The organism is Bradyrhizobium sp. (assembly GCF_019244115.1).
Taxonomy (GTDB): domain Bacteria; phylum Pseudomonadota; class Alphaproteobacteria; order Rhizobiales; family Xanthobacteraceae; genus Bradyrhizobium.
In genome coordinates this window covers 1-21,338 of record NZ_JAFATE010000474.1, presented here as the reverse complement: position 1 = coordinate 21,338, position 21,338 = coordinate 1, and the positions used below count along the sequence as shown (strand labels likewise).

At 64.9% G+C, this 21,338-nt stretch carries 18 protein-coding genes and 1 pseudogene; 8 read left to right on the top strand and 11 right to left on the bottom strand.

What is annotated here, in order from left to right; translation table 11 throughout:
• A partial coding sequence (locus JOZ76_RS20890) for a sensor domain-containing diguanylate cyclase (protein WP_291701398.1) occupies positions 1-1,325 on the bottom strand: 1,325 nt, incomplete at its 3' end.
• A gap of 219 nt (positions 1,326-1,544) precedes the next feature.
• Here JOZ76_RS20890 and JOZ76_RS20885 point away from each other — a divergent pair.
• The 3 genes from JOZ76_RS20885 to JOZ76_RS20875 all read left to right on the top strand — a co-directional run bounded on the left by JOZ76_RS20885 (position 1,545) and on the right by JOZ76_RS20875 (position 3,223).
• On the top strand, positions 1,545-1,793 hold the full coding sequence (locus tag JOZ76_RS20885) for a DUF7662 domain-containing protein (protein WP_291701396.1): 249 nt from the start codon (positions 1,545-1,547) through the stop codon (positions 1,791-1,793).
• A 202-nt stretch (positions 1,794-1,995) separates the two neighbouring features.
• Entirely contained in the window at positions 1,996-2,772 is a 777-nt protein-coding gene (gene mddA, locus JOZ76_RS20880) for a methanethiol S-methyltransferase (RefSeq protein WP_291701395.1), read from the top strand.
• 28 nt (positions 2,773-2,800) lie between these two features.
• A complete protein-coding gene (locus JOZ76_RS20875; protein ID WP_291701393.1) occupies positions 2,801-3,223 on the top strand; it encodes a GFA family protein in 423 nt (140 codons plus the stop codon).
• Positions 3,224-3,395: 172 nt separating this feature from the next.
• Here the strand turns inward: JOZ76_RS20875 and JOZ76_RS20870 are convergent, their stop codons facing one another.
• The 4 genes and pseudogenes from JOZ76_RS20870 to JOZ76_RS20855 all read right to left on the bottom strand — a co-directional run bounded on the left by JOZ76_RS20870 (position 3,396) and on the right by JOZ76_RS20855 (position 8,126).
• Positions 3,396-4,967 (bottom strand): winged helix-turn-helix domain-containing protein, encoded by a 1,572-nt coding sequence (locus JOZ76_RS20870; protein WP_291701391.1) that lies wholly within the window; start codon positions 4,965-4,967, stop codon positions 3,396-3,398.
• A 376-nt stretch (positions 4,968-5,343) separates the two neighbouring features.
• A complete protein-coding gene (locus JOZ76_RS20865; RefSeq protein ID WP_291701389.1) occupies positions 5,344-5,985 on the bottom strand; it encodes a DUF1007 family protein in 642 nt (213 codons plus the stop codon).
• A gap of 121 nt (positions 5,986-6,106) precedes the next feature.
• A pseudogene (locus JOZ76_RS20860) lies at positions 6,107-6,838 on the bottom strand (AEC family transporter); the annotation flags it as partial.
• An 88-nt stretch (positions 6,839-6,926) separates the two neighbouring features.
• Complete coding sequence (locus JOZ76_RS20855; protein WP_291701385.1) at positions 6,927-8,126, bottom strand: alpha/beta hydrolase family protein; 1,200 nt, start codon at positions 8,124-8,126, stop codon at positions 6,927-6,929.
• Between the two features lie 129 nt (positions 8,127-8,255).
• Between JOZ76_RS20855 and JOZ76_RS20850 the strand changes: the two genes are divergently transcribed.
• Positions 8,256-9,161 (top strand): LysR family transcriptional regulator, encoded by a 906-nt coding sequence (locus JOZ76_RS20850; protein ID WP_291701383.1) that lies wholly within the window; start codon positions 8,256-8,258, stop codon positions 9,159-9,161.
• A 97-nt stretch (positions 9,162-9,258) separates the two neighbouring features.
• The gene (locus tag JOZ76_RS20845; protein ID WP_291701380.1) at positions 9,259-10,233 is read left to right on the top strand and encodes a Bug family tripartite tricarboxylate transporter substrate binding protein; all 975 of its coding nucleotides are present in this window, start codon (positions 9,259-9,261) and stop codon (positions 10,231-10,233) included.
• 10 nt (positions 10,234-10,243) lie between these two features.
• Here JOZ76_RS20845 and JOZ76_RS20840 read toward each other — a convergent pair whose 3' ends face one another.
• The 6 genes from JOZ76_RS20840 to JOZ76_RS20815 all read right to left on the bottom strand — a co-directional run bounded on the left by JOZ76_RS20840 (position 10,244) and on the right by JOZ76_RS20815 (position 17,299).
• Positions 10,244-10,570 (bottom strand): hypothetical protein, encoded by a 327-nt coding sequence (locus JOZ76_RS20840; RefSeq protein ID WP_291701378.1) that lies wholly within the window; start codon positions 10,568-10,570, stop codon positions 10,244-10,246.
• Positions 10,571-10,614: 44 nt separating this feature from the next.
• Positions 10,615-11,865: a DUF1501 domain-containing protein gene (locus JOZ76_RS20835; protein WP_291701376.1), complete on the bottom strand. Its 1,251-nt coding sequence runs from the start codon at positions 11,863-11,865 to the stop codon at positions 10,615-10,617.
• A 2-nt stretch (positions 11,866-11,867) separates the two neighbouring features.
• On the bottom strand, positions 11,868-13,304 hold the full coding sequence (locus JOZ76_RS20830; RefSeq protein WP_291701374.1) for a DUF1800 domain-containing protein: 1,437 nt from the start codon (positions 13,302-13,304) through the stop codon (positions 11,868-11,870).
• A 118-nt stretch (positions 13,305-13,422) separates the two neighbouring features.
• Positions 13,423-15,948, bottom strand: coding sequence for a M56 family metallopeptidase (locus tag JOZ76_RS20825; protein ID WP_291701372.1), 2,526 nt, complete (start codon positions 15,946-15,948; stop codon positions 13,423-13,425).
• Positions 15,948-16,334: a BlaI/MecI/CopY family transcriptional regulator gene (locus JOZ76_RS20820; protein WP_291701370.1), complete on the bottom strand. Its 387-nt coding sequence runs from the start codon at positions 16,332-16,334 to the stop codon at positions 15,948-15,950. Before JOZ76_RS20820 ends, JOZ76_RS20825 begins: the two co-directional genes overlap by 1 nt.
• Positions 16,335-16,498: 164 nt before the next feature.
• Complete coding sequence (locus JOZ76_RS20815) at positions 16,499-17,299, bottom strand: class II aldolase/adducin family protein (protein ID WP_291701368.1); 801 nt, start codon at positions 17,297-17,299, stop codon at positions 16,499-16,501.
• A 184-nt stretch (positions 17,300-17,483) separates the two neighbouring features.
• Between JOZ76_RS20815 and JOZ76_RS20810 the strand changes: the two genes are divergently transcribed.
• The 3 genes from JOZ76_RS20810 to JOZ76_RS20800 all read left to right on the top strand — a co-directional run.
• The gene (locus tag JOZ76_RS20810; RefSeq protein WP_291701366.1) at positions 17,484-18,818 is read left to right on the top strand and encodes an LVIVD repeat-containing protein; all 1,335 of its coding nucleotides are present in this window, start codon (positions 17,484-17,486) and stop codon (positions 18,816-18,818) included.
• A gap of 141 nt (positions 18,819-18,959) precedes the next feature.
• On the top strand, positions 18,960-20,903 hold the full coding sequence (locus JOZ76_RS20805) for a S9 family peptidase (RefSeq protein WP_291701364.1): 1,944 nt from the start codon (positions 18,960-18,962) through the stop codon (positions 20,901-20,903).
• Between the two features lie 75 nt (positions 20,904-20,978).
• The coding region (locus tag JOZ76_RS20800; protein ID WP_291701362.1) for an FAD-dependent oxidoreductase at positions 20,979-21,338 on the top strand (360 nt) is incomplete at its 3' end.

Below are 21,338 nucleotides of genomic sequence, written 5' to 3'. Positions count from 1 at the left end.
ATGCTGACGGTGGCGCGTTCCGCGCCGTCGGACCATTCCTGCACCTTCAGGCGGATCGTCTCGGCGACCCGCATGGCGTCCGCGGCCGCCTGGCCCGGCAGCAGCACGGCGAATTCCTCGCCGCCATAGCGCGCGGCGCAATCGCCGGCGCGTCGCACCGAATCGGTGATGCAGATCGCAACCCCGAGCAGCAGCTGGTCGCCGGCCTGATGGCCGAAGCGGTCGTTGAAAGCCTTGAAATGATCGGCATCGATCATCAGCAGCGAGATCGGCAGGGCGTAACGCGTCGCGCGCCGCCATTCGCTCTCGATCGTCGCATCGAACTTGCGGCGGTTCTTGAGGCCGGTCAGCGCGTCGGTGCTCGCGAGCTCTTCCAGCCTGCTTTCGGCCTGGGCGCGCCGGCCCATCTCGCGCACCAGCAGCATCGTCACCCCAAGCGCAAGTCCGATCAGCGTCAGCATGATTGCACCGATCCGCATCGCCTCGGTCTGCCAAAGGCCGAAAATGCTGTCGAGCGGCTTGCCGACGATGACGACCAGCGGGCTTTCGGATGTGCGGCGGACATACATGCGCGGGATGGTATCCACGGGGCCGACCCCGCGATAAATTCCGCCATCCGGCAGGTTTGCGGGATTCCACCCCGAACGGGTGTTCAGGTTCCTGCCGATGATCTCCGGATCGAACGGCGTGCGCATGATGACGGTGCGGTCGCGCCGCAGCACGGTGACGGTGTCGCCCTGTTCGAGACTGAGGCGGCCGAACAGATCTTGGAAGTAGCTGAAGCGGATCGAGCCCGCGACCACGCCGAGAAAGTGTCCGTCGGGCGCGCTGATGCGGCGGCTCAGCACGAGGACATAGGCGCCGCGATGCAGCATCGGCTTGGAGATGAACAGGCCGGTGTCGGGATTGTCGCGGTGAACCCGAAAATAGTCCTCCTCGGCGCGACTTTCCGGCAGGGGATCGAGCGTCGAGGCGTCAATGGTCAGGCGCCCGGCGGCGTCGAAAACCTGGATCGCGCCGAAATGCTGCGCGGTCGCCGCATGGTCGAACAGGATCAGATGCAGGATCGGCTTGCTCACCTCGGCGATTTCGGGCAGACCGAGATTGTTGACCACGTTGCGCAGCGAGAGATCGTAAAGCTCGATATTGCGGTTGATGTCGGCGTCGATGCCGCTGGCGAGGTTTTCCAGCGTCTGGCGTGCGAGGGCTTCCTCGCCGTGGCGCATGTCGATGAGCACGCTGGTGCAGACGGCGGAGAAGCCGATCACCGTCGCAACCGACGAGGCGATCAACAGTCTTGCCGACAGCCGCCAGGGTAGCTTCAAAGGCCACTTTGAAGGCCATTTGGAAGCCCAGTTGATCGAGCCTTTGCACAGTCCCGGCCGCATGCGTTCGCTCCGATCTATCTGCATGCGCCTGAAAGATTGCGGAGCGCTTAAGTCTCCACGGCGATGCGCCGATCGGTTAACGAAGGGTTTTGGCGGCTGGCGGTTCTTGGTCCGCTGCCGTGAATAAATGGCGATTTTCGAGCTGAGAGTGGCAAGGTGAGCGACTACGACAGGCTGCGAGACTATCTGAAGGGCAAGACGGTCCCCGAATTCGTGCTGAGCTTCGAGGAGATCGAGAACATCATCGGCGCTGCGCTGCCGCGCGCGGCGCAGCGTGCGTCGTGGTGGGATACGCTGCGGAGCCCGCAGGAAAAGATGCCGCAGCGCGAGGCGTGCCTCGCCGCCCGCTACGTCGCGACGCGAACGCCGGACGGCAGGAGCGTTCGGTTTCGGCGGATGAAATAGGCCGCGAACTACGGTCGCGGCCAAACGCCGTTCTCAAGCAAAAATCATGACTGTCTCAGCGACAACTCAAGCGCGCGGCAAAGTTTTCGGCGCGCCGATCAGGCATGGTCCGCCGCCGCTCACGCGGCGCGAGCCGCGCGTCCGCAGACGTTCTTCCGGGATGCGCGCTTGGTAAGACACCCCGCCTTTAACGGAGCCTACCATGACTCAATTCCAGTCCGTCGGTCAGGACGCCGCGGCCGGCCAGTTTTCAAGGGTCCTCGGCTTCCTTTACGGATTGACCGCCTACGCGGTCTTTTTCATCACCATCCTTTATGCCATCGGCTTCGTCATGGGCCTCGTGGTGCCCAAGGACATCGATATGGGCGAGCCGGCCTCGTTCGGCGAAGCGCTCGTCGTCGACCTCGCTCTGATGTTGCTGTTTGCCGTCCAGCACAGCGTGATGGCGCGCAAGCCGTTCAAGGCGTGGTGGACGCAGATTGTGCCGAAGTCCGTCGAGCGGAGCACTTATGTGCTTTTCGCGAGCCTGTGCCTGCTGCTGCTGTTCTGGCAATGGCGTCCGATGCCCGCCATCGTCTGGCACGTCGACGATCCGAACATAGCGGCGGCGGTCGCGGCGATTTCGCTGTTCGGCTGGGTGATCGTGTTCACCAGCACCTTCCTGATCAATCATTTCGAATTGTTCGGCCTGCATCAGGTGACCGCCAATCTGGCCGGCCGCCACATGCCACCCCCGCGATTCCGCGCGCCGCTGTATTACAAGTTCGTCCGGCATCCGATCTATCTCGGCTTCATCATCGCGTTCTGGGCCGCGCCCATCATGACCGCCGGACACCTGCTGTTCGCGGCGGTGACGACCGCCTACATCTTCGTCGGCATTTTCCTCGAGGAGCGCGATCTGACCGAATTATTCGGCGACGACTACCGCCGGTACAAGGCGCGTGTCTCGATGCTGATTCCCTGGCGCAAATCGAACTGACGCCACCCATCCACACAGGAGACATCAGATGAGCCATCTCGGAAGCTGCTTTTGCGGCGCAGTCGAACTCGAAGCGGCCGGCGCGCCGGAAGCGATGGGCTATTGCCATTGCCGTTCCTGCCGCTCCTGGTCCGGCGGGCCGGTCAATGCCTTCAGCCTCTGGAAGCCCGCGGCGGTGCGGGTCACCGCAGGCGCCGAGCATCTCGCGACCTTTGCGAAATCGCCGCTCAGCCAGCGCAAATATTGCAGCAAATGTGGCGGCCATCTGATGACCGATCACCCGCCGCTCGGTCTCGTCGACGTTTTCGCGGCCACTCTCCCCACGTTGATCTTCGCGCCCGCGGTGCATGTCAACTATGCCGAGACGGTCCTGCCGATGCGGGACGGCCTGCCAAAGCTCAAGGATTTTCCGGCCGAGTTCGGCGGTTCGGGCGAGACGATGGCCGAATAGCCGTCGGTCGTTGTCCTGCTGCGTCATCCAACCCTCATGGTGAGGAGGCGCCCCTTCGGCGCCGTCTCGAACCATGAGGCCCCGGTGCTCGTCTCCGGGTCTCAACCTTCGCGAGACGCGCGCAAGAGCGGGCTCCTCAGGATGAGGGGAGAGAGCTTTCGCAGGTTCAGGCTTACGTCAGGCCGGCGCGGCGGAAGCCCTCGAGATAATGCTCGCTGTCGGTGTCGCGTCGCATCGGCAGCTCGTTCGCGATCCAGGCGAGCGAGATCGTGGGCTGAGCGCGGCGCAGTTCGAGCAGGGCCGCCTTCGCGATGTCGCGATATCCGGCCATTCCCGCGGCGGCGGTCAGGACGCGATGGCCGCCGGGGAAGTCGGCGCGCTGCCGCAGCGATTCGCGCGCGAGCCGGATGGCCTCGTCATAATTGCGGCCAATGAACTGGGCGTGGCCGGCGATGCCGTAATACATCGTCGCGGCCGGCGGGCGCGGGCTCAGTCGCAGCGCACGGCGGGCCGCGCGATCGCCTTCCTGCCATCGTCCGGAATAGCACAGTGCGGCGCCATAGAAGGCCTGCGCGAAGGCGAAGTTCGGGTTGAGCCGCAACGCCAGCTCGAACGCGGCGATCGAATCGTCAAATCGCCGCGCGAACAGATAGGTGTAGGCGAGGCCGAGATGCGCCCAGGCGTCTTCCGGATCCGCCTCGACCGCTGCCAGCGCCGCGCGCTGCGCGATCGGCACTGCCACGCCGATGTCGGCCCACCCCATATGGGCGCCGAAAATATGGCTAGTGGCGAGCAGTCCGAGCGCCTGTCCGTACTGCGGATCGGTCGCGATCGCCTTTTCTAGCAGCGCTTGCGCCACCACATTGTCCTGCCGCGTGATGCGCCAGAAATGGGACAGCGCCCGCATCACCAGCTCCCAGGCGTCGAGGCTTCCCGGCGGCTTGCTCTGGGCGCGGAAATTCTCCGCCGCGTAGAGTTGCGGCTCGATCGCGGCAACGATCGATTCGGTGATCTCGTCCTGCACCGCGAACACGCCGGCCAGATTACGATCGTAGCGTTCGGCCCAGATATGGCCGCCGGTCGAGGCATCGTTGAGCTGCACGGAGATCCTGAGCTGGTCGCCGTTCTTGCGGACGCTGCCCTCGACGACATAGCGGACGCCGAGTTCCCGCGCGACCTCGCAGATATGGACCGGCCTTCCCTTGTAGGTGAAGGTCGAGTTGCGCGCGATCACGAAGAACCAGCGCAGTTTTGACAGCGCGGTGATGAGGTCCTCGCTCATGCCGTCGGAGAAATAGTCCTGCTCCGGGTCGTCGCTCATGTTGGTGAAAGGCAGCACTGCGATCGCCGGACGGTCCGGGAGCGGCAGTTCGGACGGTTGCGGCGGGACTTCAGCTGCGGCCAGGGGGGCGGCGTCTTCGAACCGCGTCTTACTCGCGACCACCGCGCCGACAAAGCGGAAGCCTTTGCGCGGAACCGTCCGGATCAGCTTCTGGTCGGAACCAGAGTCGCCGATGGCTTTGCGCGCGGCATTGATCCGGCTGGTCAAGGTCGAATCCGAGACGATCCGGCCGCGCCAGACCGCCTCGATCAGGTCATCCTTGCTGACCACCCGACCGCGATGCTCGAGCAGATATTCCAGCACGTCGAAGACCTGAGGCTCAACCGGCACGCGCAGGTCGCCCCGACTCAACTCACGACAGTCCGTATCCAGCACATGGTCGGCGAAGAGGAATTTCGGCAAGCTTGGGCCTCGCGAAACTATCAAGCTGATCCGAAGGCAAAATCAAACAGCCCTCAGAGCCTTTAGGTCAATCGACTGGCATGTTCGGTTCATCGCTGGCCGTCCTCGCATGGCTGCTCCCCGAGCTGGAATGATCTTTTGCGAGGGGTGTTGCAAGCGTTGCACGAGAACACAATGAACGGCGCCGGGCCTAGCGCGCCAGCGTCCCCTGCGCGTCCCCCCGCTTTCGACTGCGGGTGGAACCGCCACCACGCCTGTTTCAACCATGCGTTTGATTGCTGCCTCGCGACGCGAACGGCCTGCGGGCCGGTCCATGGCCCCCGCTGCGCAGGGCCTGATTTGTCAAAGAATGGTTCAATGCAGTAGGACTAATCGGTCATGGGCACTTCACAAAAATCTTGTTGGCAAAGGTTTCGCCATAGGTGCTCGAGGCATCCAGCGGAACGTTGTCGAGCTGGCTGAGCCGCGCCTGCTCGGCCGGCGTCGGCTGGTGCGGCAGGTCGTAGCTCATCTGGCACGCCGGCGGCGCGCCGCTCAAGGCGACCGGCTTGTCCTTGGCGAATTCGAAGTCGACGAAGATCGTGGGATCGTAGATCTCGATCGCCGTCGCCTTTGCGGCCGCGGCTGACTTCAGGGGCAGGGTGAAATGCAGCGTCAGCGCGCTGTTCTTGTATTCGAGCCAGTAGTCGACGGCATCAGTGAAGGCGAGCTTCCCGCCGTCGGCGCGCGCATAGGTGAAATAGGCGTACTCCTTCAGCGAAGTGACGTTGGTCTGCGCCAGCGACGCCAGTTCCTCGCGCGTATACTGGCCCTTTTTCGCATGCGCGATGCCCTGCAGCGCATAGGCCGAAAACATGTCGTCGAAAGTCCAGGCATGACGGACGCCGGTCATGGTGCCGTCAGATGCGTACATCACCTCGCTGCGAAAAGTAACCCAGACGTGCGGGTGCGCATCGGCCCGCGCGATCGATAGGCAACTCAGTAGAGCAGTGTAAAGCAAGGCGCGAGCGTGAGTCATGTTCGGCATTCCGACCTCGATTGCAACGAAAGCCGATGATAATAAGGCGAACCTCGAGGATGGAAAGAGCCCGACTTCGGCGCGCTATGCCGGCTTAGCGAAAGTCCCCGTCCGGGCTGCGTCAGATGCGCCCCCAGCCAGCGGACAGAAGGATTGCGGCAGTCAGTGTCACCACGCTCAGGAGCGTGCTGACGATCAATGTCGTTCCGACCCGCACCGAAGCGACGTTGTAGCGGATCGCGAACAGAACACCGAACGCCCCGGAAGGAACGGCCATCAGCATGACGGCGACGCGCGCCTCTGCGCCGTCGAGCAGCGGCATCGCCAGCAGCGCCGTCAGCGCAGGCTGCAGCACGTTCTTCACCGCAGCGGCCACTCCGACATTGGTGGCGAGCTGGACGGGTTGCGCCGACAGCACGAGCCCGGTGAGAAACAAGGCGGTACCCGATGCGCCCTGGCCCAGCAGCGTGAGCGTGCTGTCGAGCAATGGCGGAAGCGGGATTCCGGCCAGCGACCATGACAGCCCAAGGACCGGCGCGATCACGATCGGCTTGATCAGCGCGCCGTTCACGATCGCGACCGGGGTGCGCCGCGAGCCGTCCGCGGACTCCAGGAGCAGAAGCGCGAGCGGCGTCAGCACGATCGCCGCCACCGCAACCGCAACAGCCACCGAAATCGAGGCCGATCGGCTGAATAGAGCGGCCACGATCGGAAGCCCTGCGGACCCGACGTTCGGACCTGACGCGGTCAGCGCGAGCAACGCGCTCTCGCGCCGGTCGGCACCATAGAGCCGCTTTTGCATGGCGTAAGTGACGGCAAATGCGAGGAGCATTGCGATCACCAATACCAGTGCAAGGCGCGCCTGGCGGCATGCGCCGCGGCAGTTGCTTGGGAGTACGACCTCGCCGGTCGTTTCCGACCGGAGAGCTGCGTGTTCGCTATCAAGCGACGTTGCGCCTTGCCGGCCGTTCCGTCGGCTGCGCCTGCGCCGTGGTGGCCGGGACTTGGCGGAGCGTCGGGTAGAAGTGCGCGAGCCAGTTGACGATCTCCTCGCGCGCGAGCGCGGAGTGACCGACCTGGCAATGCTGCTCGCCGCCTTCGCGCGCGGTGAAGATCCGTGCCGTCACCGATCTTGCGCAGACCAGCTCCCGCATCGCGCGATGAATCCAGTCGACGTCGAACAGGTGGTCCTGCTCGCCTTCAGTCAGCAGGACGTCCTGCTTGACGTGATGCAGGATTCCGTCGAGCGAGTGTTGCGCGATCGCCGTCAGGAAATCGAACGGCGTCCTGGTGCCGGTGATGTGCATGCCTTGCGTGACGCACCACTCGAACACCGAGCTCGGCAGCCGTTCCTCGGCAATCAGCGCTTCACAGGCTTTGCGATCGCCCGCCTTGAACAGCGAGACGAGCTGCTGGGCCTTGCCGGGCCGCATCTGTTTCAGCGTCATGTCGAGGCCCCAATAGCTGAAAGGCATCGAGATGACGTGCTTGATGCGGGGTTCGAAGGCGGCGGCGCGGATCGACAGATAGCCGCCGCAGGAGGCGCCGAGCCAATCCACCGCTTCGAGGTCGAAATAGTCGAGCACTGCCTTCGCCGGCTTTTCCCAGGCATGCTCGAAGAAGATGCCCTGGCGCACCGCGCCGCCCTGTCCGGGCCCATCGAAGCCGATCACGGTGAAGCCGAGTTCGGTGAGCGGCAGCAGGAACGCATAGAATTCCTCGACGAAGGAATCGTAGCCGCCGTTGAAGATGAAGGTCGAGATCTCCTTGCCCTTCGCCTGCAATCGGAAGCCCGGCAGGTTTCCGCCGGGATAAGGCACCGCGATGGCCTCGTACCCGGCAACGCCCTGCATGGCCTGCGTCCAGTTGCGCTTGAAGTCGTCGTAGAGCTTGTTGCGGGCGTCGCCTGCGGGCAGGTAGAATTCGGCGCCGTGGTAATATGAGGCGGCATCCGCCCAGCGCTTCTCGGCTTCGGCGCGCATCGCAAGCTCAAGCCAGACCGTATGCCAGGATTCATAGTCCTTGATGCGTGGTGCAACGGCGCCGATTTCCTTGATCCGCGCCTCCGCGGTTCCGTCGAGCAACGGCCGGTTCAGCGTATAGTTCATGCCGGGATCGGCCAGCATGTGAATGAAGGGCATCGTGGTTCTCCGTTGGTTGAGTTGCAGTTGCGCGCGGAGAATTGACCCGTTCCGGTGTTGATGCCATATCAATCCCATCACCGCGCTGTTGCCGAGAATGCAACACGCGGGGACGCGCGAAGGGAGGTCATGGCGATGGACTTCACGGCGCTCCGCTATTTCAGCGCCACTGCGAGCGCGCGCTCGATCCGTGCCGCATCCGAAACGCTGCACGTCTCGCCATCGGCGATCAGCCGTCAGATCGCGAAGCTCGAGCACGAACTGCGCGCGCCGATCTTCGACCGCAGAGCCCAGGGCATGAAACTGACTGCCGCGGGAGAAATCCTGCTGACCAAGATCGATGGGGTGATGCGCGAGTTTGCGCGCGTCAAATCACACATCGCCGCGCTGCAGAACCTGCAAGCGGGAAATGTCGACGTCTATTGCTTTCAGACCGCGATCGAGAGTTTTGTGGCGCCCGTCCTCAATCGTTTTCATGCGCAATATCCCGATGTGACCTTCAATGTGCGGATGAGCAGCACGGATGAGGCCATCGAGGCGCTGGTTGCGGGCAAGGCGGAAATCGGCCTCGTCCTCAATGCACCGGTGCGCGACAATATCACGAGGCTCGAGGTGTTTCGCGACAGAATGGTCGCCGCTTTCTCGCCCAAACATCCGCTCGCCGGGCGGAAGGCCCTGTCGGTGCACGAGCTCAAGGGCTTCCCGTTGGCCCTCACCGAGCCGTCGTTCGGACTTCGCCAGCAGCTCGATCGCGTGTTCGCCAGCCACGGTTTCGAACCGACCTGCTTCTGCGTCACGAACTCGCTGGCGCTGATCAAGGAAGTCGCGAGCATGGGCAACAATTGCACGTTGCTGCCGCGATTCGCCGTCGGACACGAATTGGCGGCCGGCTCGATCGCCGCCGCAGCCGTCCGGGAGTTCGCTGGAGATCCCCTGGTGTTCTGCATCTGCTCGCTCAGCGACCGATCGCTGTCGCCCGCCGCCAAGGTTTTTCTGGAGATCGTCGTCGATTATTGCCGCCGCTACCGGCCCTGAGCTAACATCGATCCGCACGTCGCCGGTAAGATGGTAAATCGCGAGCCATCGCGCCAGCGAACGCGATTCTTGTCTTCCTCAACGGACGGAGGCTCGCATGCTCCGACGTCGGAAGTTTCTTCATTTCAGCGCTGTTGCAATCGCTGCGTCGGCAGGCCGCGTGCTCGCCGGTCCGCAATCCTATCCGAACAGGCCGGTCACGCTGGTCGTCGGCTTCTCGCCAGGCGGCAATACCGACATCGTTGCGCGCATCCTCGCGCAGTTTCTGTCGCGACGGCTCGGGCAGCCCTTCATCGTCGAAAACCGTACGGGCGCTGCGACGAACATCGCAACCGAGCAGGTGGTGCGCGCCACCGCTGACGGTTACACGCTGCTGGTGGCTTCCGCTGCAAATGCCATCAATGCGAGCCTCTATGGCAATCTCAAATTCAACTTCATTCGCGACACCGAGCCGGTCGCGACCATCGCGAGCACGCCTCTGGTGATGTGTGTCAGTCCCGCGTCGCCTGCGCATTCGGTCGGCGCGTTCATCGCGAGTGCGAAGGCAGATCCGGGCAAGTTGAACTACGCCTCGAGCGGGGTCGGCAGCCCACCTCATGTCGCAGCCGAGCTGTTTCGAATGATGACCGGCATCAGCATGCTGCACATCGCCTATCGCGGCGATGCGGAGGCGATCGCCGATCTGATCGGCGGGCGGGTGCACGTCTATTTTGCCACCTTGCCGGGCTCGATCGGTTTCATCCGGAAAGGCGCCCTGCGTGCATTGGCGGTGACCGCGACGGAACGTTCCGCCGCGCTGCCGGAAATTCCCGCGATGACGGAAACTCTGCCCGGCTACGAGGCCACGATCTGGAACGGTCTCAACGCGCCAAAAGGCACCCCCGGCACGATTGTCAGCGAGCTGAATCGTTCGGTCAACGCTGGCCTCGCCGATCCGGCCTTGACGGCGCGGCTGGCCGACCTCGGTGCGATCGTCCGGCCCGGGTCGCCTGACGACTATGCACGTTTCGTCGCCGATGAAACCGCGAAATGGGGCCGGATCGTCGAACAGATCGGCGTCCATCTGGATTGAGTGCGCCGCATCAGATCCTCGGCATCTCGCGCGAACGTCGGCCGCTGAAGGGACCGACATAGGTACCTGTCCGCAAGCATTGCGCCTTCGCCGCGTGGCAGATGTTGGCCCCGTAGGCTCCGTAACCATGCTCGTTCGAATACCAGAGGCAGAGGCTTCCGTAACCGCTGCAGGTGCGCGGCGTCTGGGCTCTCATCACGGCGGCCCTGTAGCGATACGAATTGCCGCGGTCGGCCCAGCGGCAGCACTTGCCGTCCTGCGTATTCGCCGACGCGGCGCTGGCCTCAGCCAGCAGGACGATGATGGCAATCAGCAGGATCACGCTCAGCGGCTTCATGACAGGCACACTCTCTCTTCCGTGGTATCAAACGAAACCGGATCTCATGCGACGAGGCCCGCGAGCGGCGCGACATCCGCGCTGGCCGGAAACACGCTGCTCGCAAGCGCGGCGTCGTCGACGCGCAGATGATCTCTGAGCAGACCTTTGAGCACGGCGCGCAGATCGGTGGTCGGCTTGAGGTCGCGCCCCTCGTAGAGCTGCGCGGTTTTCAGCCCGGGCCAGTCCGCGATGACGCGGCCGCCCCTGACCGCGCCGCCGGCCAGAAACGCCACGGTGCCGGTGCCGTGATCGGTGCCATTGGTGCCGTTGATATGCGCGGTGCGTCCGAATTCGGTGATCACGGCAACCACCGTCTCGCGCCAGGCTTCGCCCATGCTGGTCTCGACAGCAGCAAGGGCGCCATCGAGCGCGCCGAGCAGATTGGCGAGCTGGCCGACCGTGGCGCCCTCGTTGACATGCGTGTCCCATCCGACAAAGCCCAGCGCGCCGACCCGCGGGCCGTCGGCGCGCGCGAGGAGGCGCCCGGCCGTGCCGGCCGCATCGGCGAAATAGGCGCGAATGCGAGCAAGCGGCGGCATGACGGGCGAGTCGCCGGCAGCCAGCGGATCATCCATGCCGCCGGCGCCGCCGAGGCTTGCGAGCTGCATGCGCGCCTGCAGCGCGACCGCGAGTTTCGGGTCGGTGTGCTGATAGAGATCGAGCAGCCGCGCCTGGGTGTCGGCGCCGGCCGGCAGCAGATTCTGCGGCACCCAGGACATGACAGGCGCCTCGCCGCGCACCACGAGCGGCGTCACTGCGCCGACGCCGATGGCGCGGCTGCCGGTCGGATTCACCCGGCCGTCGGATTCGAGCGCGAGCAGGGCGCGATTGAGCCAGCCGGAGTCGGTGGCGCCGGGCTTCGCGAAGCCGCTTTCGAGCACGTCCTGGCCGTCGAAATGCGACCGCTCGCGATAGGGCGTTGCTGTGGCATGAACGATCGCAGCCTGCCCGGCCTTATAGAACCGGGAGAGGTTCGGCATCGCCGGATTGAGCGCGAAGAATGAATCGAGCGGCAGTGCCGGCGTCTTGCCATCGAGCATCAGCGCACGATCGCCGCGCAGGCTGGACCAGTCGGGATCGCCGACCGGCGCCACGGCGCCGAGGCCGTCTAGCGCGCCGCGCAGCACGATGACCAGCATGCGCGGATCACGGCCCTCTGCGCGCGCGAGGCGCGGCATCTGCGTCCAGGCAAACAGCGCGCCGGAGCCGAGCAGGACCTCGCGGCGGCTCACCAGATGGCGGTGCAATCTCATGGTCACCTCCGCAAGAATTCGGTCGACATGAACAGCAGCGACAGGGCCTGCTGCCTGGTCTCGGCCTGGCCGACCGCCTGTTTCACCTCGCCCGAGACCTGCGAGGCGAGCACGTTATCGATGATCTCGTTCGGATCGACCTTCTCGGCCTCGCGCTCGGCAAAGGCGTTGCTGATGTCGAGCCGGCGGCCGATGCCGTCGATCCAGCTCGCCTCGTCGTCCGGAAAGCCTTTTGGCGAGGACGGGCTCCACAAGGGTTCGCCGAGCAAAGCGACGCCCCCGGTGTAGCGTTCCGGATCGACTGTCGTGATGCCGGTCGAGCGCACCATCGCGACCACCCATTCGCCGGGACGCTTCAGCTTGGTCGGCGGCAGCGTCCAGGATTCGGGCGCCGCGATCATCGCTTTCGCCGTCTCCTTGAGGTCGCCGCCCGAATCGCGAAAGGCCCTCGCAATGCTCTCGACCAGCGCCGGCGGCGGCGCGTCGGCGATGAAATGGCGCGCGAGTTTGGTGGCGATGTGGGTTGCGGTCGCAGGATGCACGGCAAGATCGCGCAGCACGGCGCGGCCCTGCTCGATGTCCTCCTGCTCGTAGCGCTTGCCGAGCACGGTCTGGCCGCCGGGCTGGTGCATGCGCGCATTGAATGCGAACTCGCCGCCATGGTCGGGACTGCTGTAGGGTGGCACCCAGGTCCACCCGGTCAGCGCATTGGCGAAGCTGATCACGTCATCCTGGGTGTAGCCGGCACGTACGCCGAGCGTATGCAGCTCCAGAGCCTCGCGCGACTGGTTCTCGTTCGGGCCCTTGTTGCGATTGATGCCGGCAACCGAGCTCGCGCCCATCGAGCCCAGATTGTCGAGATAGAACAGCATCGCCGGATGGTTTTCCGCCGCGAGCAGCAGATCGCTGAACGATCCGAGCATATGCGAACGGATCGCCTCGCGCTCGTAGGCGCCGGACATGCTGCGAACCTTGAAAGCCGAGACGCAGAAATGGTTGGACCAGAACCAGACCAGCCGCTCGGTGAAGCCGATGGTGGCCTGCAGCGCGGCCTCGGTGCGCAGCTTTGCCTCGGCCAGATAGATCGTGCGCCTCGGATCGGGGATGGCCTCGGCGGCCATCTTCTGGCCCATCTCGCTGGTCTTCGGCGCTGCGTCCTCGGCCATCATGGACGCGTCCGCTGCCGGTTGCTTGGCTTCCTCGCGCGTTGCCACGATCGCCTTAGCCTGCCGCCGCGCATCGGCATCAGCGACCGCACGCACCGCCTTCGCGCTGGAGGGCAGCGCGGCTGCGGCCTCGGAAAAGGGCGGCGGATTGTCGAGCTCGGCGAGCAGGGCGCCGCGCGGGTCCGATGCGATGGCCCCGATCGATCCGGGCCGTGGTCCCATGCCGAACCGTTGCAGCGCCAGCAGGGCTTCGGCGGGTGCAGATGTGCTCATGGCGGATGCCTCGAAGCGCCTGTCGCCCGGAGCATTCCGTTTGCGACAAGAAGTAATGCTACTAACTGTAGCATTCAAGTGCAGCGAGCGCAAGCCGTCCGACCCGCCGAGAGGCGTCTCAGGACTGCGGGCCGAGCGCGATGCGCGCGATGGTTCCGTCCTTGGCGAGCCCGATCCGCCATTCCGCCGTGCCGTTGGCGAAGTGGGCCATGTAGATGTCGTTGCCCATCTGCGTTACGCCGCGGAACGATATCGCACGGAGTGCCCCGAGCTTGGCCAGGATGGCCTGGTTGAAGGGCAGCTGCTGACGGGTCAGGGTCGCGACCTCTGATGTCATGTGGTCATAGTCCGGCCGGCCGAGACTGACGCCGGCGATATATTGGCGAAGCTTCTCCTCGCTGCCCGCGAGCGGCGTCGCCCGCGGGCCGCGCTCACGCGCAGACCCAGAGGCCGAGGTTTCGACCAGGTTGAAGCGCCTCTGCTGTCCCGCCAGCACGATCTCCAGACATTGGCCGGAGCGATCGCTGACCACGACGGGCGTGTTGACCGAGGTGGTCACGCCCGCCGACATGCTGTCGCCGATCCTGGTCTGCGCCATGCGCTTGCCCGCGGCATCGAGCGGGGAGACCTGAATCTCGCTCCCGGTGTCGTTGTAGAAAAAGATCCTGATCGGCGCACCATCGGCTGTCGCCTTCAGCGTCGTCTCGGCGGGGCAGTTGGCGACGCCTCCCGGTTGTCCGTCGCCGTCGGGCCGGAACAAGACATCGTTGACCTTGCCATCGGGGCCGAGCAGAAGACGAAATTCCGCGGAGCCGTTGGCGAACTTCACGCCATAGATGTCGTAGCCGCCGGGTCCGACGCCGCGGAAGAAGATGGTTTCGACCGCGCCGAGCGCCACGAAGGTCGCGTGCAGCTGGTCGGCCTGACGGCGGATTGCCGCCGCGAGCGCCTCGCCCATGCGCGCGTAGTCCGGCGTGCCGCGCTGCATCGCCTCGATGCCGTGCAGGATCGCCTCTTTGCTGCCCGGCGCCGGGGCCTGGTCGCGGAACCGTTCCGAGGCTTCCACCGTGCGCCGATCGAGCTCGTCCTCGATCGCCTTGCCGCGCGCGGCATCGATGCGCCGCGCCAGGCGCGGTCCGGAGATCGGATCGGACAGCAGCACGCGATCGATGTCTCCCTGACCGCTGCGCAGGAAGATGACGAGATCGCCATGCGCCCCGGCGAAGGTGTCCGCGCCATCGGCCACGGCGTCGAACGGCGCGCGCCCGGTCTCCTGCACGCGCATGCCGGCCCCCGCGCGCACGATGGTGACGGCGCGATAGGGCGACAACTCGTACCAGCCGGCATATTGCGCGAACGCGCCGGTGGTCGCCGTCGCGCTCTGTCCCAGGCCGGCGATCCGCACGGCCTTCAGGTCATGACCGTTCTGGTGCAGGACCATTTCGCCTGGCCGCTCGGCATTCCGCGCAAAGGTGATCTCGCCGCCCGCCGCGGGATAGGCATAGGTCCCGTCGGACTCGGCGGCAAGGCGGACCCGGCGCTGGCCCGTGACCTGGGCGAAGCGATCATCACCGTCCTGGAAGACTGCGAACACCGAGTTGGGGCCAAAACTGTAGAAGTCGGCGATTTCGGCTTTGGGCACGATGGTCAGCAGCGCTTCGTCAGCCGCAGCCGAGAGAGGAGCGCGCTCGAGGCGATAGGACACCGAGCCGCTCGAGGCGATGGCGAGCGGCAACAGCGCTGCAGCGATCTGGAATCGCTTGCGCCAGCCGACCTCCGCCGGCAAGCCGACCGCGGCCAGGATGCGGTCGACGCGTTCCGGCACCGTGCAGGCGCGCGCCATCTCCAGCCCGAGCGGACGCGGCCGGACGTTCTGCACGAGCTCGAGCAGGAGCTCGGCATAGGACATGCGGTCTTCCAACACCTCGATGGCGCGCGCGTCCGCGATGATCTCGGCCAGTTCCGCCAGACGGCGCAGCTGCCACCAGGCGAACGGGGAGAACCAGAACAGCGCGCGGTTGAGCGAGGCGAGCAGCAGCAGATAGAAATCGCGGCTTGCGACATGGGCGCGCTCATGGGCCAACACTGCCTGCCGCTTCGCCAGGTCCCAATCCGCCTGTTCTGGCGGCAGCAGGATGACGGAGCCGAACGTCACGGGCCCGCCGATCTCGCGGCATTCGCGGACGTCCGAGCCCTTGGCCCAGGGGCTACGGATCGGGGTTGCGGCGCGCACCAGGCGCCACGTCAACAGGCAGCCGAGCGCGAGCCGCATCAGGAGCAGCGCCGCGACGCTGCCATAGACCGCCACGGCCACGGTCCACCAATCGACGGCGTGATGGCTCGTGCCGTCCGCGGCGCCGTGCGGGGCGAGCCCGGTCGAGAGCGGGCCGCGCGGGGCCTCCGCGAGCAGGCTCTCCGCGCCGGGCAGGCTGTCCTGCGCCGCGACCGACGGTGCGGCCGGCACCGTGATCGTCACCTCCGTCCACTGCATCAACAGCGGCATCGCCAGCGATGCCACCAGCACGAGGACCCACGATGTCATCTGCACGTGCGGATTACGCACGCGCAGCAGCTTCAGTCCGAGCCAGACGACGCTTCCCAGCGTGAAGGAGCGCAGCGCCGCCTCCGCCAGTATCGCCAGCATTATTTTTTCACTCCCTTGGCTTTGGCCTTGGCCACCTTGTCTGCCAGCATGCGCAACTGGCGCTGGTCGAGCATCGCGCTATCGACCATGCCGACCAGGACCTCCTCGATCGAACCGTTGCAGAACCAGTCGACGATGCGCTGGACGGCCTTGGCAGCGACCCGCCCGCGCGGCTGCGCGGCATGATAGACATAGGTCCGGCCGTCGACGACGTGCTGCACATAGCCCTTGTCCTCGAGCCGCCGCAGCACGGTGCGGACGGTCGATTCCTTCAGCCGCCGCGCCAGCTTCTCGCGCACGATTTCCGCCGTGATCGGAGCATGCGCCCAGACCAGTTGCATGACGTCGCGCTCGAGATCGCCCAGCTCGGGCAGGCTGTCGTCCATGTCGATCACCCCTGGGGCTCATGTAACGCTACTGAACGTCGCATACCGACGGGCTACCGGCAACTGAGAAGTGCGGGCTGCTAACAGCGGCAACTCTGGGCCGGGCAGGACCGAAATAGGTCTGCATCATTGCCCCATTTGCGGTGCGGCAGGGCGGGTCGCCGCTATTTGGCCGACAACGCCTGCACCCGCCGCTTCCACAGGTCCCAGATGCGGTCGATGACGGCGAGATTGGTCGCGTCGGCCTTGGCGCCTTCCTCTGCGCTCAGATAGGTGACCTCGCTGCCGAGCCCGATCGCCTGCGCCTGCAGCCGCGCATTGACGTCGGTGTAATAGGCGCGGAACACGGCGATCTTGACCGCGCCTCCCACAGTGACATCGCCGTGCCCGCGCATCAGCACCACCGATTTGTCCCCGAGTGCCTGGGCCAGCGAGTGACCGATCGCGTTGTTGCGCACCAGCATATCGGTTGCGCCGAACTCTCCGGCGATGTCCCAGATCGGCGCGCCGGCCGCAAGAAATGACGGGTTGTGATACAGCGGCCGCAGCGGCGTCTTGCTCACGGTGAACGGGATGACGCCGGGCGAATGCGTATGCACGACCGCCATCACGTCCGGCCGCGCCTTGTAGATTTCCGCGTGAATGAAGCGTTCGAGGAACACGTTGCGACCGCGCGCATCGACCGGATTGCCGTCCTCGTCGAATTCCATGATGTCCTCGGCGCTCACCAGGGCCGGCGCGAGCGAGCGCGACATCAAGAAGTGTTTTGGGTTGGTCGGATGGCGGGCGCTGACGTGACCAAAACCATCGAGCACGCCGAAATCGGCCAGAACGCGACTGCCGGTGACGATGTCCTCGAGCAGCGCCGGCGGCAGGTCGGGGAGCGCGGCCGGCGCCTGCGCGTGGAGCGGGAAAGCCAAGCCGAGGCAGAGGCTCACGAGAACAGCGGCGATGCGGTGAAACATGGGTGGTCCTGATTTCTGGCGCGCGTGAGGGCGGGGAGCAGGCGGGAGCTTAGCTGGTTGTTGAGTTGAGATCGATCGACCGATCATTGCATTCGCGCACTGGCAGTCGCGCAAATCGCGTCGATTGCCACTTGCCGACGATGCGGGCATCATCCCTGCCAAAAGCCTGCTCTGGAGGAAAACAATGGGCGATCTGTCGCGCCGCGCGCATTTGCTGCAACTCGGTGCTGGCTTCGCAGGCCTCGGAGCGGCGGCGCTCGGCGGATGGCCGGGGCCTCTGCGGGCCGGTGAGGAGGAGATTCCGCCGGAGGGAATTGGCAGGGGCATCAAGCACGTCTCCTATTCCGATATCGGCGGGCGCCCCGACAGCGTGCAGGTGATGTTCGGCAGAGAGCACATCTATGTCGGGCACATGTTCAGCGACGGCGTCACCATTCTGGACGCGTCCGATCCGCGCGCGCTCAAACCGGTGAACTTCTTCACCGCCGGGCAATACACCCGCACCCATCATCTGCAGCTCGCCGACGACCTGCTGCTGGTCGCCAATGGCGCCAACATCGTCGCGATGCAGTCCTACGACAACATGCGCGGTTATTTCGAGAACACGCTGGTCGACAGCATCACCAAGGCAAAAAAATTCCGCTCGGGGCTGTCGATCCATGACGTCTCAAAACCCGCCGAGATGCGCGAGATCGCATTTTTGGAAATGCCGGGTTTTGGCATCAACCGCCTGTGGTGGCCGGGCGGCCGCTACGCCTATGTGTCGGCGCATTTCGACGGCTTTACCGACCACATCCTGTGCGTGGTCGATCTCCAGAACATCACAAAACCCGAAATCATTTCGAACTGGTGGCTGCCGGGCATGAACCGCGCTGCCGGCGAGGAGGGGCCGCCAAACGGCAAGCGCATCGCGCTGCATCACATGATCACGGCGGACAATCGCGGCTACGCGGCCTGGCGCGACGGGGGCTTAACCATCCACGACATCTCGGATCCGGCCCATCCAAAGCTGCTGTCGCACATCAACTGGTCGCCGCCGTTCCCCGGCGGCACGCACACGCCGCTGCCGCTGCCGAAGCGAAAGCTCGCCGTGATCGCGGACGAGGCCAACGCGGAAAAGTGCGCCAAGGGGTTGTTCTACACCTTCGTGGTCGACGTGCGCGCGCCGGAAAATCCGGTGCCGATCGCGACACTGCCGACCCCGCGCGAGCGCGACTTCTGCGCAAACGGCACCTTCGGCCCGCATAACCTGCACGAGAACCGTCCGGGTTCATTGCAGAGCGAAGAGATGATCTTCGCGACCTACAATACGGCGGGCGTCCGGGTGTTCGACATCAAGGACGCGTTCGCGCCGAAGGAGATCGCCTATTGGGTGCCGCCGACGCCCAAAAAGCTTATCGATCCGCGCCCGAACGTCGCGCTCGCTGCCAAGACCTGCGACGTCTATGTCCGTCCCGACGGGATGATGTTCGTCTCCGACTGGAACGCCGGCATGCATGTGCTGCAATATCTGGGATAGCGTCAGTCGAACGACCATCGCGTTCGAGCGATTCCCCTAGGGTCTGCTGCCCCGCAGAAACGCGCGGCAGGATTCCTGTTTCAGTATCAGGCTACCTGTGATAGCTGTTACGCGATCGCGTCAACGTGCGGATGGCAATACATGCAGGCTCGCCCGCTCATTCCCAGACGAAAGCTATTCGACAATCCGACCTTCTTCGACGCCAAGCTGTCGCCGGACGGCCGCATGCTCTCCTGGCTCGCGCCTGTTGATGGCGTGCTGAATGTCTGGGTGTCGCCGTTTGATGATCTCGGCGCCGGAGCACCGGTGACCCGCACCAGGGGCCGCCCGATCACCTGGCAGGACTGGAGCCCCGATGGGCGCTACATCATGTTCATCAACGACGAGAACGGAGACGAGAATTTTCATCTGTTCGTCACAGATCCATCCACACGCGAGCTCCGCGACCTCACACCTTATCCGAAGGTCCGCGCAATCCCGACCCGCTGGTCGCGCTTCGTGCCGGGCAAGCTCGCGTTGACCTTGAACGACCGCGACTCGCGTTGGCCTGACACGTTCGCACTTGATCTTGCGAGCGGCGAACGGACCCTGATCTGGGAGAACCGGCAGGAATTCGACTTTGTCGGCCTTGACTGGCAGTTGCAGCCGCGACATGCCCGCAGCAGCGCGCGCGACGGCGGCGCGCGGCTGTGGCGGATCGACGGTCAGGAGGTGTCGCACTGGCGCGATGTTCCCTACGAGGCGAGCCTGACCACAAGGGTGGCGACCTTTAACGCCGACGGCAGCTATCTTTACCTGTTTTCATGCCTCGACCAAGACAAGACGGCTCTGATGCGCCTCGACTGCCGAAGCGGCGAAGAGACGGTGCTGTTCGGAAGCGACCGCGCCGACGTGACCGACTGGATTCTGAACGGACAGACGTTCGAACCCGTGGCCGCTGCGATCGATCCCGGCAGGCAGGAGTGGGAGGCGCTGAGCCAGGATGTCGCCGCCGAGCTTGCATTGATCAAGGAGCGGCTGCCAGGTCATGCCTTTCACGTGCGCAGCCAGTCAGATGACGATCGCCGCTGGATCGTGATGAGCTATACGGCCGAGCAGCCCGGCACCTTTCACCTGCTCGACCGCGACAAGAGGACGCTGCGCGAGTTGTTCACTGCAAGACCGGAGTTGAAGGGCTACCGCCTCGCGCCGATGCATCTGATCAAGGCCAAGTCACGCGACGGGCTTAGCCTCGTTTCCTATCTGACTCTGCCGGCCAACATCGAAGGCGAGCGGCCGCCACAGCCACTTCCGATGGTTCTCGTGGTGCACGGCGGCCCCTGGGCCCGCGACATCTTCGGCTATCGCGGCGATCACCAGTGGCTGGCCGATCGCGGTTATGCCGTGCTCTCGGTGAACTACCGCGGCTCCTATGGATTTGGCAGAGCCTTTGTCGCGGCGAGCGAGAAAGAGCATGCGCGCAAGATCCACGACGATCTGATCGACATGGTCGAGTGGGCAATCAAGGAAGGAATCGCGCAGCGCGACAAGGTCGCGATCTTCGGCTTGTCTTATGGCGGCTACGCGTCCTTCGTTGGCGCGACATTCACGCCTGATGTCTTCTGCTGCGCCGTTCCGGTGGTGGGCATCTCCAACCTGCAGACGCTGCTTGAATCGATGCCGCCCTATTGGGCCGGCTTTGCCGAGTTCATGTACCGAAGCTACGGCGATCCACGCACCGAGGACGGCCGCAAGCTGCTCGCCGAGCGCTCGCCGATCAACAAGGTCGATCAAATCAAGCGGCCCATACTGATCTTCCATGGCGCGAACGACGTGCGGTGCAAGGTGGCGGAGAGCGACAGCATCGTAGCTGCGATGCAGGACAGGCGCATCCCGGTGACCTACGTCGTTTATCCCGACGAAGGACACGGGTTTCAGAAGCCGCAAAATCGTCTCGCCTACATCGCCATCACCGAGGCCTTTTTTGCCCGCCATCTCGGCGGTGCGCTCGAGCCGGTTGGCGACGATTTGGAGGGATCAAGCCATGAGGTTCGGGTTGGTGCCGATCTCCTGATGGGACTGATACAGGTCGCAGCGGGCGGCTGAGCTGGAGCATGCCGCCGCCCCCAACACGCCGTGAGGCGCCCAGGGGGGCCGCCCATTCTGACTATGAGAGGCGAAATGCCGCGTATTCTCGTGCTCGGTGCCGGCTTTGCCGGTCTGTGGGCCGCCATCGGTGCCGCGCGCAAGCGCGACGAGATCTGCGCGCGTGCGGCCGAGGTCGAGATTCTCGTCGTCGACCGCAACCCGTATCACAACATCCGCGTCCGCAATTACGAGGTCGATCTCAGCGAGGCGGCGATCCCGCTTGCCGGGCTGCTGGATCCGATCGGGGTCAAGCATGTCCTCGGCGAGGTCGAGGCCATCGATGTCGCGCGACTTCAGGTGACCGTCAAAACGGGCAAGGCTCAGGAGATGTTCGCCTACGATCGGCTGGTGCTGACGCTCGGCAGCGAACTGGTGCGCCCGCCGATCCCGGGC